Here is a 16727-nt window from a genome sequence, read left to right as displayed (position 1 = left end):
AGGAATTTAATACTATTAATTTTATGTTTAATATTAGTGATGATTTCTATAAGTACAGTTAGTGCAATAGATAATAATTCTTCAAATAGTAATTCTAGTACTACTATTAATTTGTATAATTCTGTAAATGATTCAACTTCAAATAATCAAAATTATTTAGAAAGTTCTAAATCTAAATCTTTTTCAGATTTACAAAATTTAATAGATTCTAATAAAAATGGTACTATTGATTTAGATTCTGATTATTCATTTTCAGATGGCGATAATAAATATGGAATATCTATTATTAATAAAACAATTACTATTAATGGTAATAATCATATAATCAATGCAAAAAATAATAATATCATTTTTAATTTATCTTCATCAACACTTAAATTAAATAATATTAATTTTGTAGGTGGTTATTCTACTGAAGATACTCGTACTACTGGGCTTATAGATTCTACTAAGTCAAATATAACTTGTATCAATTCAAGATTTTCAAATATTGAAGGTAGAGTATTTAGTGTAAAATATTCTAATTTAACAATTAAGAAATCTAAATTTACAAATATTCATCCTGATGATAAATATGATGCTTATTTTAATGGTTTAATAAGTTCATCATTTCATTCAAATGTCTCTGTTAGTGATTCTAACTTTGATAATATTTATGGTGGGGGATTTTCTGGATCATTTATAAGTTTCATAGATAATTCATTTAAAATTAATAATTGTAATTTTACAAAATGTAGTTCATCAGGTAGTGGTGGAGTTTTATATTTTGCTTTAGATAATGCAAATGTCTCAAATTGTAACTTTATTAATTGTAGTTCTAGTAGTTCTGGTGGATCTATTTTTTCAAATAAAGCTAATGTGATTATTAATAATTCTAAATTTGATAATAATTATATAAGCTCTGATAAAAAATATTTCGCTGGAAAAGGTGGTGCTTGTCATTTTCAAGATTCTAATGTAACTATTATAAACTCTAAGTTTAATAATAATTCTGCTAATGTTGGAGGATCAATACTTTTTCAAAAGTATCAATATAAAATTTGTAATATAAATATTATAAATTCAAGTTTTATTAATGATAAAGCAATTTATGGTGGATCTTTAGCTTCACTTGATGATTGTTATGCAAATATAATTAATTCTAAATTTATAAATGAACATTCTATATTTGGTGGAGCTATATCTTATGCTACTGGTAATTTGACTATAAATAATAGTGAATTTAATAAATGTAGTGCTTCTAAATTTGGTGGTGCAATAGTTAGTAATTCAAATATGACAATAGCAAATTCCAAATTTAAAAATAATAATGCACTTTTAGGTAAAGATATTGCAGAATTTAATTCATCTTCTTTAAATGTTAAAAATCCAACTTTTAATAATTATTACTTTGAAAATTTAGTACATAATATTAAAAATACTTATGTAAATACTTCTATGAATGATAGTTCTATATCTTTCTGTTCAGAGTATGTTATATATCCACCTGTTAATGGATCTGAATATTTTGTATATGATACTGATATTCTTTATAATAAAGTAAATGATAAATCAGTTAATGAATATCTCAAGATTTTAATATATCAATTCTATTATAAATCTAATTATAATAGTACTGAACTTCAATATGCAATTTGGACATTTACTGATACTAAATTTTGGGATTTAAATAATCTTAACCTTACTGATAATGTTAAATATATGGTTTCTAAAACTATTGATTTGTATAATAGTGGATTTAGAGTTCCAGATTATGGTGCTACTGATATACTTGATAATGGTTCTGTAAGAATTTATCAATTTAATGCTTTATTTAATCAAGGTATACAAAATTTATTAAATTTTAAAGTATTTTATAATGATACAATATTACCAAATATCACAGTACATAAAGAAACTTTAAATAAAACTGTTATTTTAGGTAATCAAACAAGTTTTAATATTATTGTAAAAAATACTGGAAATTTAATGTTAAATGATGTGATTGTATTTGAAGATAAATATGATGGTTTAATTTATAATAATTGGGAATCTGTAAAAGGTGTATGGAAATTTATTAATGGAAATAAACCTTCATGGGTATTAAAAAATTTAGGTGTTAATCAAACTGCAATTATTAAAGTTACATTCAATACAACAAAAGTTGGAAACTTTACTAATATTGTAGTTGTTAAATCTAATGAAACTAATAATAAAACAACTAATAACACTACTAATGTAATTCCTCCAGAAAATAACACTCCTAAAAATAATACTCCAAATAATCCACACACACCTGACAATACAAGTTCTTTTAATGATGCAACTGTTAAAAAATTAGTTACTACTCCTATTACAGGAAATCCTATTACAATAGTTTTATTAGCATTATCTTCATTGGCTTTAATTCCTATTAAACGTAAAAAATAGTATTAATAGTATTTATAAGATTTAATTAAAAATTTTTATTTTTTTTATTTTTTTATATAAATAGAAATGTTATTTCTAGTTTTTTTAAATCGTTTAAACTTAATATATGTTTATACAAGTTTAAATCCACACTCTGAGCAAAAATTATCATCTTTATTATGTATTTTTGATCCACAGTTTGGACAGAAGTTTCTATTTGCTATAATTGGTTTTTGATTATTATTAGTATTATTATTGCTTATTCCAAGAATTTCATTTTTTTTATTTAAATATTCAGTTTCAGTGATTATTCCTTTTTCTTTAAGTTCATAGTATTCTTCTAATTCTTTTGCTTTATCTGTATTTGTAGGAGCATAATTTCCATAAGCATGTTTGTTTATATACTCTCTAAAATCTTTTATTAACATTCCTTTCATTTCTGCATAATCTATGGACTGTCTTAAAGGATGGTTTTGATTTAAAAATTTGAAATAAACATTTTCTAGGGATTGAATTATTTCTTGCGCTTTAAAATCATTTAATAATATTGCTTCAAACTTATCAGACTTTAAATAATTATCAGAATCCATTTCACTAATTTGATTCCAATTATAAGTATTTTTAGGTAATTTACCTTCTTCTAAGTTTATAATTTGAATAGTTATATTATTATCATTTGCATTAATATTTACATTCCTTGATAATTCATCATGTGCAGGTATTATTTTATTTACTGTTTCTTGTTTAACACCATTAGTTCCTGCAAGTCCAAAAACACCAAATAATCCTGTTGCAACTATTTTTGTTCCAGTTCCATGCTTATTTTTTATAACAGTAGTAGGTACTGTTTGTTCTGGTATATGTTTGTAAACATTAAACACAATTTTTCTCTTATTTAAAATATTAAAAAACATTTCCTTTGCATCAGTATAAACCATTTGTTTAAATTGATCTTCAGGCATATTCTTAAGATTATTAAGTTTTATAGCAAGTTCAATGTATTTTTCTGTTATAGATAAATCTAGGGGTGTTTGATATATAAGATGTTCCATTATCAAATTAAATGTAATATTTCGTTTTTCATCAACACGTTTAATATTATACTCCTGTTCTAGTAATTTTTTAAAATCTGAGAAATAGCCTTGAGGATTTAAATTTTTATTAATAAATTTCTCTGTATTTTTATATTCTTTTTTTAGTATTTCTTCAGAGTATATTAAATTAGGTAATTCTCTTCCACATGTATTACATCTTATATTCTTAGCATCACTATATGTTTTACAATGAGGACATATTTTACAATTCATAATTTTCCCCCTTATTTAAAATATTTATAATACTATTTAATATTATATTTCTTATAGAATTTTAAATTTTATATTATTTTAATTTTAAAACTAATTTTAATTTTTTTTAAATCTTTTAATGCTTTTTAATTTAATAAGTAATTATTATTTGATGGAAACTATTATATACTATATTAGAGAAATAATTTAATGTTAAATAAAATATTCTATTTTTGAATATCTATTATTTTTTTAAATCATGTTAATTAAATTAAAGATTAACTTTAATTGATTATCGGGGTATAAATTAATCTTTTGATTTTTTATACTGTTTTTTTATTAATAAATTATAATTTAGGTGAAAAACATGGCAAAAGTTAGAGGAACCAATAAAAGAACCAGACCTAAATCTGGTTATAAAAAACCTGGAAGTAAACATGGTAGAGGAGCTAAACAAACCTGGAAAAAACGATAGTTTAGTTTTTATCTAATTTTTACTTTTTTTATTTCATTTTAATAATATAATTTTTAATTGTTCTAAGTTTATTTTTTGTTTATTTTATTTGTTTTTGCTGTTTTTTTATTGTTTTTGAGTTTGTTTTTTGTTTATTTTATTTGTTTTTGCTGTTTTTTTTATTGTTTTTGAGTTTGTTTTTTGTTTATTTTATTTGTTTTTGCTGTTTTTTTTATTGTTTTTGAGTTTGTTTTGCTGTTTTTTTTATTGTTTAAATTTATTTTATCTAGTTTATTGTTTTTGTTTTTTTAATTATTTAATCCAAAAATTTATTATTTTATATTATAAATATATTTTAATAATTTTTAGATTTTTAAAGATGATTTATATGAAAGATTTAAAATCAATTTGTAAAATTGCAGTTGTACAAGCAACACCAATAATGTTTGATAAAGATAAATGTCTTGAAAAAGTCATTTCTATTATTGAAGAATGTGCAAGTAATGGTGCAGAATTTGTAGTATTTCCAGAACTATTTATTCCAGGTTATCCTTATGGTATGAATTTTGGTTTTACTATTGGAAATAGGGATAATGAATCTCGTAAAGATTGGAAAAATTATTATGATAATTCAATTATTTTTGATGGTATTGAAATGAATAAAATAGTTTACACTGCTGTTAAAAATCATGTTTATGTGAGTATTGGTTATTCTGAAAGAGATTCAAAAACTTCTACATTGTATAATTCTAATATGATGATTTCACCAGAAGGAGAAACTTTTAATCATCGTAAATTAAAACCGACTGGTTCAGAACGTCTTATTTGGGGTGATGCAAATAAAGAATATTTCCCTGTAATGGATACACCATGGGGACCAGTAGGTAATTTAATTTGTTGGGAAAGTTATATGCCTCTTGCACGTTTTGCATTATATGAAAAAGGTATTTCAATATATATTTCTCCAAATACTAATGATAATCAAGAATGGCAAAATACAATAAGACATATTGCTATTGAAGGACATTGTTACTTTATAAATTGTAATATGGTATTTAAAAAATCAGATTATCCAGAGTCAACAGATGATGAAATATTATCTAAATTAGATGATACTGTATGTAAAGGTGGAACTTGTATAATAGATCCTTATGGTCATGAAGTTTCAGAAACATTATGGGATAAAGAAGGTATTATCTATGCTGATCTTTATATGAATAAAATTATTGAAAGTAGAATGGAATTTGATGTTTGTGGTCATTATTCAAGACAAGATGTTTTTGATTTTAAATTTAATGATGATTGATTTCTAATTTATAAATATTCTTAAATATTAAATTCTAAGCAAGTTATAAAATTTATAATAATAATTTTATTATTTTAAATTTACTATTTTTTTTTAAAAAAACCATTAAAAAGATTAATTATTTATTATTAAATAAATAAATATTTTAATAATAGTAATTTTATGATTACTTTTATAATTATTTTAGATTTGTTGAAACCCTTAAGATTTTAATTATATCATTATTTAATAATTTTTTTAAATTTAATGTTTAAAGATTTTCAACAATTTTTTTTATAAATTTATGGAGATTGAGAGTTATGGGAAAAACATACGTTTTTGGACATAAAAGTCCAGATACTGATTCAATTACATCAAGTTTAGTAATGGCTAATTTTGAAAAAGAATTAGGAAATAATGATGTTGTTGCTTGTAGACTTGGTAATTTAAATAAAGAAACTGAATATGTATTAAATTATTTTAATATTGATGCACCAGAACTTATTGAAAAAGTTGAAGATAATGCAGATGTTATACTAGTTGATCATAATAGTCCAAAAGAATCTGTTGATAATTTAGAAAATGCAAATATTAAAAAAGTTGTAGATCATCATAAACTTGCATTAGAAACTTCTTATCCTTTATTTTATAGGGCAGAACCTGTTGGTTGTACTGAAACAATCTTATTAAAACTTTATGAAGAAAACATCATTGAAGTTACTAAAGATATTGCAGCATTGATGTTATCTGCTATTATATCAGATACTTTACTTCTTAAATCACCAACTACTACTGATGATGATAAAGAAGCAGTTAAAAAACTTGCTAAAATTGCAGATGTTGATTATGAGACTTATGGTTTAGATATGTTAAAAGCAGGTACTGATTTATCTGATTTTTCAATTGAAGAAATATTAAGTTTAGATGCTAAACAACTTGATTTTAAAGATGTTAAATCTATTGTAAATCAAGTTAACACTGCTGATATTAGTGAAGTTATGAAAATGCAAGATGAATTAGAAGAAGGAATTAAAAAAATCATTGAAGATGAAGATTTAGATTTATTTATGCTTTTAATCACTGATATTATAAATAGTAATTCTCAAGTAATTGCTCTTGGTAAAGATGCAAGTCTTGTAGAAAAAGCTTATGGTGTTAAATTAGAAAATAATACTGCTTTACTTAAAGGAGTAGTATCTCGTAAAAAACAAGTTGTACCAATTATGACTGAAAATGCATAAATTTATTTTTTGAATTTATTTCATTTTTATTAAATATTTTTTTAATTTTTATATTTTTTATTATTTTTAGCTATTTTAATTCTTTTTTTAATTATTATGATTATTTTACTTATTTTTTAGTCAACTTTTAATTTTAATTTTAGATGTAAATTTTATTTATTTTAGAAATATATTATTAATTATGGAATTAATTGACATTATGTTAAAAAGAAGAAGTATAAGAAAATATACTGATGAAAATATTTCTGATGATAAAATTGAAAAAATCATTGAAGCAGGTCTTCTTGCTCCAACAAGTAGAAATAGAAAACCTTGTGAATTTGTTGTAATTAAAAATAAAGAAGTACTTGAAGAATTATCTCATACTAAAGCTTCTGGTTCAAAGATGTTAGCAAATGCTAATGTTGCAATTGCCGTTTTTGCTGATAGTACTAAAGCAGATACTTGGATTGAGGATGCTTCAATTGCACTTACTTATATGGATTTAATGGCAGTTAGTCTTGGAATTGGTACTTGTTGGACTCAAATGCATTTAAGATTCTCTAAAGATGATATAAGTAGTGAAAAAATTGCACGTAATATTCTTTCAATGGATGATAATTATAGGATTGTAGGTATTCTTTCTTTAGGAATTCCTAATGAGGTTAAAAAACCACATAATCTCAATAATCTTAGTAAAGATAAAGTTAAATATATTTTATAAATTCTATTTTTTTTAATTTTAAATTTATTTTTTGATACTTTATGATAAAATAAGTTTTTTTACTCTTTATTATTTTAATTGGTAATAAATGTCAATCATGTTTGTTTTAGATAGTTTATGATAAAATAAGTTTTTTTACTCTTTATTATTTTAATTAGTAATAGATATTAAATCAAAGTTATTTAGATATTTTATAATAAAAATATACTTTTTTTTAATTATTTTACTATTTTAATAAATAATAAATATTAAATTAAATAAATTCTATAATAATTGTAATTTTATAGGAGGATTTTTAAACTTGATATTTGCAGCTATTTTAGCAGGTGGAAATGGTACAAGAATGGGTAATACTGAAAAACCTAAACAATTTTTACAATTAGGTTCTAAACCTATTATAATCCATACTATTGAGAAATTTTATATTAATAATGTTTTTGAAAAAGTTATTGTTTTAACTCCAAAAGAATGGATTAATCACACTAATAATCTTATTAAAAAATATATTCCTGATGCTGATAATATTGTTGTTATAGAAGGTGGAACTTTAAGAAATGATACTATTATGTCTGCTATAAATTATATTGAAGAAAATTATGATTTATCTGATGATGATATTATTTTAACTCATGATTCTGTAAGGCCATTTGTAACATATAGGATTATTGAAGAAAATATTAAAGCTGCAAAAGAATATGGTGCATGTGATACTGTAATTCCTGCAACAGATACTATTGTTGAAAGTAGGAATAATGGTTTTGTATCAAATATTCCAAGAAGAGATATCTTATATCAAGGTCAAACTCCACAATCTTTTAAGATTTTAAAACTTAAAGAACTATATAATAAATTAACAGATTCTGAAAAAGAAATATTAACTGATGCTTGTAAAATATTCTTACTTAAAAATGAGAAAATCTCATTAGTAAAAGGCGATTTAACAAATATGAAAATTACTTATGCTTATGATTTAAGAATTGCTAATGCTATTTTAAAAGAATCTTAATTATTATATGTTTTTTAGGTGTTATATGGTATATTTAATTGGTATTTAGTTATTGTTGGTTTTTAAGTTAGTATTTGGTGTATTTAAGTAGTAATTTATTTATAAATAATATATTGTATTTAAATAATAATTTCTTGTTTAAGGTGTTTTTATGATTAATACTGTGTGTAGATTAGTATCTCCTAGATTATTTGAGGAAGTATATGTAGATGTAGATACACAAGATAAGGTTATTGTTAGACCTAAGTATCTATCTATTTGTCATGCTGATCAAAGATATTATCAGGGAAAACGTTCTTCACAAACTTTATCTAAAAAATTACCTATGGCTCTTATTCATGAATCAATAGGTGAAGTTGTAAAAGACTTTACAAACACTTTTAAACCTGGTGATATGGTTGTAATGATACCAAATACTCCTTATGAACATGATGATTTAATTGCTGAAAATTATTTAGAATCATCAAAATTCCGTTCTAGTGATTTAGATGGATTTATGGAAGATTATGTTATAATTGATAGTAATCGTCTTATTAAACTTCCAGAAGATATTAATCTTCATGTTGCTTCTTTTACAGAATTTGTTTCAGTAAGTGTTCATGCTATAAAAAGATTTAATTTAATTGGAAATTCAAGAAGAGACATTATAGGTGTTTGGGGTGATGGTAATCTTGGTTATATCACTGCTTTAATCTTAAAGTTTATAATGCCTAAATCAAAAATTTATGTTTTTGGTGTTCATAGGGATAAATTAAATTTATTTTCTTTTGTTGATGGTGCTTATTTAGTTGATGATATTCCATATGATTTAAAAGTTAATCATGCTATTGAATGTGTTGGTGGCTTAGGTTCACAGGATGCTATTAATCAAATTATTGATTTAATAGAACCTGAAGGTACAATCTGTCTTTTAGGAGTTAGTGAATATAAGGTCCCTATTAATACAAGGGATATTTTATCAAAAGGTTTACATATATTTGGTGTTAGTAGAAGTGGTCGTGAAGACTTTTTAGATGTGTTTAAATTATATAAAAAATACCCAAAAATATTAACTTATCTTGAAAATCTTGTTGGTGATGTAATTACTGTTAATTCTTTAAATGATGTTGATGAAGCATTTAATAAAGATATTAATTTACGTTTTGGTAAAACCATAATGTTTTGGAATAAATAGTTTAATATTTTTTATTTTTATTTTTTATCTAATTTTGTCTATTTTTTTAAATATATTTTTATATATTGAATTTTAAAATTATAAATATATGAATTTATTATTATAGAATTCTTAAAGAGAATTCTTTATTATTTTACTTTTTATTTTTAGTGATACTATGGAAAATGTTGATATTTTAGTGGAAGCATTACCTTATATTAAAAAATTCCACAATAAAAAAATTCTAATTAAATATGGTGGCCATGCAATGGTTGATGATGAATCTATGGCTTCCACAGCAAGAGATACAGTTTTATTAAAATATGTAGGTATGGACCCTATAGTAGTTCATGGAGGAGGACCTGAAATTTCTAGATCTATGGATAGATTAGGTAAAGAACCTAAATTTATTAAAGGTCTTCGTGTTACAGATGAAGAAACTATGGAAATTATTAAAATGGTTCTTGTTGGTAAAATTAGTACTAATATTGTTTCTCAAATTAATCTTCATGGTGGAAAAGGTATCGGTATTTCTGGAAAAGATTCAGAACTTATTCATGCTAAAAAAAGACCTATTCAATTTTTCACCGATGTAAATACTGGTGAAACTGAAAAAATTGATTTAGGATTAGTTGGTGAAGTTACTTGTGTAAATCATAGTCTTTTAGAAATGTTTACTAAGAATGGTTATATTCCAGTAATTGCACCTATTGGAATTTCTGATAATGGTTCTACATTAAATCTTAATGCAGATACTGCAGCAGGAGAGATAGCTCAAAGTGTTGGTGCAGAAAAACTTATTATTTTAACAGATGTTCCAGGTGTTTTACGTGATCCTAATGATGAAAATAGTTTAATTCATAGAATTCATGTAGATGAAGTTCCTGATTTAATTGATGAAGGTATTATTTCTGGAGGTATGATTCCTAAAATTGAAACATGTGTAGATGCAGTTAATAATGGAGTTAAATCTGCTCATATTCTTGATGGTAGAATACCTCATTCTATACTTCTTGAGATATTTACTGATGGTGGTATTGGAACTATGATTTATAAATAGATTTAGATTAATTCTAATTTATTTTTAATTAAAACTTAATTTTATCTTAATTTAATGTTTTCAAAAGGATTTTAAATAACTGTTTGTTGAAATTCTTGACATTTTTTATAAATAAACTTTCTTAAAATTGATTTTCAAATATTAATTAAGTTTAAATTTTTATAAAAAATAGTTTTCAACGGACTCTAAATAACTTTAAAATTTTATAAAATATGTCTAAAATCAAATTTATAGTGAGAAAATGATTAATATAACTACAATTCCAGGAGATGGAATAGGTAAAGAAGTAATGAATGCTGCATTATATGTATTAGATTACTTTGAATTAAACTTTGATTATACAGAAATGCCTGCTGGAAGAGAATGTTTTGAAGATAATGGATCAACAATTCCAGAGGATACAATAAAACAATCTAAAAAATCAGATGCAACTTTATTTGGAGCAATTACATCTACTCCAGGACAAAAAAGTCCAATTGTAACTTTAAGAAAAGAATTAAATGTATATGGAAATTTAAGACCAATTAAATCTTTTGAAGGAGTAAATTGTCTTTATGATGATGTTGACTTTTTAATAGTACGTGAAAATACTGAAGGTTTATATTCACAAGATGAAACTGTTATTGAAGAAGATGAGAGGGTAATTGCAAATAAAATAATTACAAAAAAAGCATCAGAAAGAATCTGTGAACTTGCATTTGAAGAAGCAATAAAAGATAATAGAAAAAGTGTTGTAGCTTCACATAAAGCAAATGTTCTTAAAAAAACAGATGGCTTATTTAGAGATACTTTCTATGAAGTAGCTAAAAAATATCCAAATATAGAAACTAATGATTATTATGTAGATGCAACTTCAATGTTTATTGTTCAAAATCCACAAATGTTTGATGTTATTGTTGCAGGAAATCTTTATGGAGATATTTTATCTGATGAAGCTGCTGGACTTGTAGGTGGACTTGGACTTGCACCAAGTGGAAATATTGGTGATGATAATGGATTATTTGAACCAGTACATGGTTCAGCACCTGATATTGCAGGGAAAAACATATCAAATCCAATAGCAATGTTACTTTCTACAAGTATGATGTTAAAATATCTTAAATATGATTATGAAGCTAAACTTCTTGAAAAAGCATGTCGTGAAGTTTTAAGAAAAAGAAATATTAGAACTCCTGATTTAGGTGGAAATAATAAAACATATGAAATGGCTGATGCTATTGTATGTAATTTAAGAGAATTAGAAAAATAATTAAAATATTTATCCTAAATTAAATAGATTAATATTATTAATTAAATTTCGAGTTTTTTAAGGTTTGAATTATTTAATGGATTTAAATTTTTGAGTTTTTTGAGGTTTGAATTATTTGGTGGATTTGAGTTTTAGATTATTTAATAGATTTAAGTTTATATTATAATTAAATTTAATTTTTAAATTAAAATAATAATTAATAAAAGATATATGGAAATAATAGATGGGAGGAGTTTAAATACTTAACATAACTACATTTTTAGATGCAAATAGTAAACGTCTATCAAAAGATGTATTTTATTGTCCTGAACGTAATACTAAATATTCATCTGGAGAAATATTATCAATCATATCTGAAATTGGAAGAATATTAAAATCTAATGGTATTAATAAAGGAGATAGAATTTTAATATACTTAAAAAATTGTCCAGAATATTTATTTACAATATTAGCAGGATGGAGAATAGGTGCAGTTGTAATACCAACTAATAGGATTTTTACTAAACATGAATTAAAATATATGGTTGATAATGCAGATGCAAAACTTATAGTTACTGATGATGATGCTAAAGAAGTAATTGACCATTTAGGAATTGATTCTTATATACCTAAACCAGAAGAAATTGAATCATACAGAGAAAAAGAAGTTTTACCTGCTGAAACAACAGATTGGGATGATTTATGTCAACTTCAATATACTTCAGGTACAACAGGTAAACCTAAAGGATCTATGCTTACTCATGGTAATTGGTTTAGTGCAATACATAATGAAGCAGATGTTCTTTCATTAAAACAAAGTGATGTTGCATTGATAATATATCCTATGGCTCATGTAGGTCTTTCATGGGCAATTTCTGCTCTTAGTTGTGGAGCATTATATATAATGATGGAACAGTATAATATTGATGATTATAGGAAGTTATGTGATGAAGAAAGAGTAACAGTACTTGCTGGAATGCCTCCTGTAATTCATACATTAACAACTCACCCTGAATATGCTAAACAATTTAATTCAGTACGTGAAATTATATCTGGTGGAGGACCATTACATAAAAAAATATGGAAACAATTCCAACATATTTATGGAATACCTGTTATTAATGCATATGGATTAAGTGAAACTATTGTAATTGGAACTGGTACAGTAATTAGACCAGAAGATTATTATAGTGCAGATAGATTTGAAAGTGTAGGACATCCTGTTTGTTTTTCAGAAGTTAAAATTGTAGATCCTGATAATGCAGATAAAGAAATGGAAAAATATGAACAAGGAGAAATTGCTTTACGTGGACCTGCAGTTGCAAGTGGTTATTGGAAAATGCCAGAAGCTACAAAAAATGCATTTCGTGATGATGGATGGTTTTTAACTGGGGATATTGGTTATATAGATCAAGATAACAGACTATTTATTACAGATCGTAAAAAAGATATGATTGTAATGAGTGGATGGAAAATATATCCTACTGAAGTTGAAGAAATATTAATTAAACATCCAGCAGTTGAGGATATTGCTGTTTTCTCAATAGATGATTGTCATAGAGGAGAACTTCCAGTTGCAGCAGTAATATGGAAAAAAGATGTTTATGATGATGATAAAGAAGAGGAATTAAAAGCAGATCTTGATAAATATGCACGTAGTGAACTTGCAAGATATAAAGTTCCACGTAAATATTTCACAACAAGTACTCTTCCAAGGGTAAATGGATGGAAATTACTTAGAAGAGAATTAAAAGAGGAATATAATATTTATGCAAATACTGATTAAATTATATTCTTTTTAATTTATTTTTTAAATTATATTTCTTTTTTAGTAAATTATATTATTTCAATACCTTAATAATATTTTAATACTTTTTTTATATTTTTTTTCAATACCTTTTTTTAGTAAATTATATTTATTTAATATTATTTTTTAGTAATGATTATTTATTTTAATACCTTTTTTAGTAATCATAACTTTTTTTTAAATATATGGTTTATATAACTATTTTTTTATTGAATTAAGTTTTCAAAAATATTATATAGAAATTACATAAGAATGTATATTAATAATAAAACTTTGTTGAAATCCTATTTATAAGTTTTATTTAAGTAAATTAAATAAAGCACCGTTTTTCTATAAAGTAATTAATTATATTTTTCTAGAATTAAAGAATGTTCTTATTAAATAAACAGAGGGAAGTTTTATTATGAGTGCTTTTGATAGAGTAAAATCAGGTATTCCTAAATTAGATGAAACATTAGATAATATTCGTCTAGGTGATAATGTAGTATGGCAAGTTTCTAATTTAGATGAATTTAAATATTTCGCTGAACCATTTGTAAAACAAGGTTTAGAAGATAATAGAAACATGATTTATATTAATTTTGGTCAGCATGAACCACTTATTAATTTAAGTGAGGATGAGCTAGAAAAATTAGAAGAAGAAAGGGAAAATGAATTTAATGAATTTTCAATGATTGAACATAATGGTATTAAAGTATATAGAGTAAATCCAAATGATCTTTTTGAATCTTTTACTTTAGAAGTTCATAATATTATTACAAAAGAAGGTAAAAATGCATTTTATGTATTTGACTGTTTATCTGACCTTCAATCTGTATGGTCTACTGATTTAATGATGGGAAATTTTTTTAAAGTAACTTGTCCTTATTTATTTTCATTAGATACTATTGCATATTTCCCTATTATTAGAGGAAAACATTCTTTTGAAGCAATTGCTAAAATTCGTGAAACTACACAACTATTTTTAGATATTTATTCTGATAAAACTAATGTTTATATACACCCATTAAAAGTATGGAATAGATATTCACAGAAAATGTTTTTAGGACATAAGTATGAACCTAAAACTAAAAATTTAAAAGCATTAACTGATGGTATGGAAGTAAGTAACTTTTATAAAATTGTTAATAAAGCATCTGCATATCATAATAAACAAAATACAGATAGTTGGGAACGTTTTTTTCAATTAGCATTATTACAATATGAAAATGGTGAAGATATAACTGATAAATGTGATGAAATGTGTAATATGCTAATGACTAAAGAAAAAGATATGGCAGAAAAAGTTAAAAAGTATTTTAGTGCAAAAGATTACTTTACAATTTATGATCGCCTTATTGGTAGTGGTATGATTGGTGGTAAAAGTTGTGGTATGTTACTTGCTCGTAAAATCATTGAAAAAGATAGACCAGATATTTATTCACAATTTGAACCTGATGATTCCTTTTTTATAGGTTCAGACATGTTTTATACTTATATTGTTTCTAATAATTTGTGGGATATTCGTGTTGAACAAAGGACAAAAGATGGATATTATAAATCTGGTAAAAAATTAGAAAAAGGACTAAGGGAAGGAACTTTTCCAGAAGAAATTAAAGAAGAATTTAGAAGAATACTTGAATATTTTGGTCAAAGCCCAATTATTGTAAGATCAAGTAGTCTTTTAGAAGATGGTTTTGGTAATGCATTTGCAGGAAAATATGAATCTATATTCTGTGTAAATAGAGGTACTCTTGAAGAACGTTTAGAAGCATTTGAAGATGCAGTTAAAAGGGTTTATGCAAGTACAATGAATATATCTGCACTTGATTATAGACGTATCAATGGTTTAGATAATAAAGATGAACAAATGGCTTTACTTGTTCAAAGGGTTTCAGGTTCATATTATGGAGATTATTTTTTCCCAACTGCTGCAGGTGTAGGATTTTCATATAGTCTTTATACACCACTTCCTGATATGAATCATGATACTGGAATGTTAAGACTTGTAATGGGTCTTGGTACAAAAGCAGTAGATAGAACTTTAAGAGATTATCCTAGAATTGTTAATTTAGATAAACCAAATGCAATTATTGAACCTGATGTAATTGAAAGACATAAACACTCACAACATTATCTTGATTTACTTGATTTAAAAAATGTTAAAATTGCAGAAACACCTGTTTTAGAAGGTTTAAAAATTATACCTCCTTATGCAAAAAGAGTTTTAATAGAACATGATAACGATGCAGAACGTAAATTTAGAGAAAGAGGTCAAGATAGGGAAGTGGTTTTTGTAAATTGTAAAGGTTTAACTCAAAATGATAAATTTACAAAAACAATGAAAGAATTACTTGAAACTTTGGATTCTGCATATAATTATCATGTAGATATTGAGTATACAATTAATGTAGGTGAAAATAATTCTTATGTAATTAATTTATTACAATGTAGACCACTTCAAGTATCAACATCAAATGAGAATATTGAAATCCCAGAAGGAAAAGATGAAGTATATTTCCATATTATTAATTCATCAATGGGTAGATCAAGAAAAGATATAATAGATACTTTAGTTTATGTAAATCCAAAATTATACTATGAATATCCATATGCTAAAAAAAGTTCAATTGCAACAATAATTGGAAAAATTAACACTTATTGTAAGAATAATAATAAAAATGCAATGTTAATAGTTCCTGGAAGGCTTGGTACTTCTTCACCAGAACTTGGAATTCCAGTTACATTTGCAGATATAAGTTATTTTTCAGCAATTCTTGAAGAATCATATAGTGAAGTTGGATATATTCCAGAGCTTTCCTTTGGTAGTCACATGTTCCAAGACCTTGTAGAATCAGATATATATTATGGATCATTATTTGAGGATGAAACAAGAATTGAATATAATAAAGATTTATTTGAAGGATATACAAATAAATTACCAGAAATAGATTCAGAACTTAGTGATGAAATTTATGATATGGTTCAAGTAATTGAATTTTATCAAGGAAAAATACTTCAATTTTATCATGATATGGAAAATGATGAAAGTATTTGTATTTTAGATGAAGATACACGTAATACTGAAGTAATTAATAATAAATAATTACTTCATTATAATTTTATTATAAGTTTAT

The 16727-nt window shown here is 24.2% G+C and carries 11 protein-coding genes; 10 read left to right on the top strand and 1 reads right to left on the bottom strand.

Annotated elements, in window-relative coordinates; translation table 11 throughout:
• Nucleotides 1–39 precede the first annotated feature (39 nt).
• Nucleotides 40–2409, top strand: a complete 2370-nt coding sequence (locus T523_RS00925; protein ID WP_042707007.1) for a DUF11 domain-containing protein — start codon at nt 40–42, stop codon at nt 2407–2409.
• Between the two features lie 110 nt (nt 2410–2519).
• On the opposite strand, the gene T523_RS00920 is transcribed toward T523_RS00925, so the two are convergent.
• A complete protein-coding gene (locus tag T523_RS00920; RefSeq protein WP_042707006.1) occupies nt 2520–3695 on the bottom strand; it encodes a zinc ribbon domain-containing protein in 1176 nt (391 codons plus the stop codon).
• Nucleotides 3696–4516: 821 nt separating this feature from the next.
• Between T523_RS00920 and T523_RS00915 the strand changes: the two genes are divergently transcribed.
• The 9 genes from T523_RS00915 (at nt 4517) to T523_RS00875 (ending at nt 16696) form a co-directional block, all read left to right on the top strand.
• Nucleotides 4517–5434: a carbon-nitrogen hydrolase family protein gene (locus T523_RS00915; protein WP_042707005.1), complete on the top strand. Its 918-nt coding sequence runs from the start codon at nt 4517–4519 to the stop codon at nt 5432–5434.
• Nucleotides 5435–5733: 299 nt separating this feature from the next.
• Complete coding sequence (locus T523_RS00910) at nt 5734–6654, top strand: manganese-dependent inorganic pyrophosphatase (RefSeq protein WP_042707004.1); 921 nt, start codon at nt 5734–5736, stop codon at nt 6652–6654.
• A 181-nt stretch (nt 6655–6835) separates the two neighbouring features.
• Entirely contained in the window at nt 6836–7357 is a 522-nt protein-coding gene (locus tag T523_RS00905) for a nitroreductase family protein (RefSeq protein WP_042707003.1), read from the top strand.
• A gap of 301 nt (nt 7358–7658) precedes the next feature.
• The gene (locus T523_RS00900; RefSeq protein WP_042707002.1) at nt 7659–8363 is read left to right on the top strand and encodes an IspD/TarI family cytidylyltransferase; all 705 of its coding nucleotides are present in this window, start codon (nt 7659–7661) and stop codon (nt 8361–8363) included.
• 151 nt (nt 8364–8514) lie between these two features.
• On the top strand, nt 8515–9537 hold the full coding sequence (locus tag T523_RS00895) for an alcohol dehydrogenase catalytic domain-containing protein (protein ID WP_042707001.1): 1023 nt from the start codon (nt 8515–8517) through the stop codon (nt 9535–9537).
• 157 nt (nt 9538–9694) lie between these two features.
• Entirely contained in the window at nt 9695–10576 is an 882-nt protein-coding gene (gene argB, locus T523_RS00890) for an acetylglutamate kinase (RefSeq protein ID WP_042707000.1), read from the top strand.
• Between the two features lie 241 nt (nt 10577–10817).
• Nucleotides 10818–11825, top strand: a complete 1008-nt coding sequence (aksF, locus tag T523_RS00885; RefSeq protein WP_042706998.1) for a homoisocitrate dehydrogenase — start codon at nt 10818–10820, stop codon at nt 11823–11825.
• Between the two features lie 238 nt (nt 11826–12063).
• Nucleotides 12064–13590, top strand: coding sequence for a class I adenylate-forming enzyme family protein (locus tag T523_RS00880; protein WP_042706997.1), 1527 nt, complete (start codon nt 12064–12066; stop codon nt 13588–13590).
• A gap of 424 nt (nt 13591–14014) precedes the next feature.
• The gene (locus T523_RS00875) at nt 14015–16696 is read left to right on the top strand and encodes a PEP/pyruvate-binding domain-containing protein (protein WP_052334582.1); all 2682 of its coding nucleotides are present in this window, start codon (nt 14015–14017) and stop codon (nt 16694–16696) included.
• Nucleotides 16697–16727: the final 31 nt, after the last annotated feature.

This window comes from Methanobrevibacter wolinii SH (genome assembly GCF_000621965.1).
In the GTDB taxonomy this organism is placed as follows: domain Archaea; phylum Methanobacteriota; class Methanobacteria; order Methanobacteriales; family Methanobacteriaceae; genus Methanarmilla; species Methanarmilla wolinii.
This window is presented reverse-complemented; position numbering and strand designations above follow the sequence as displayed.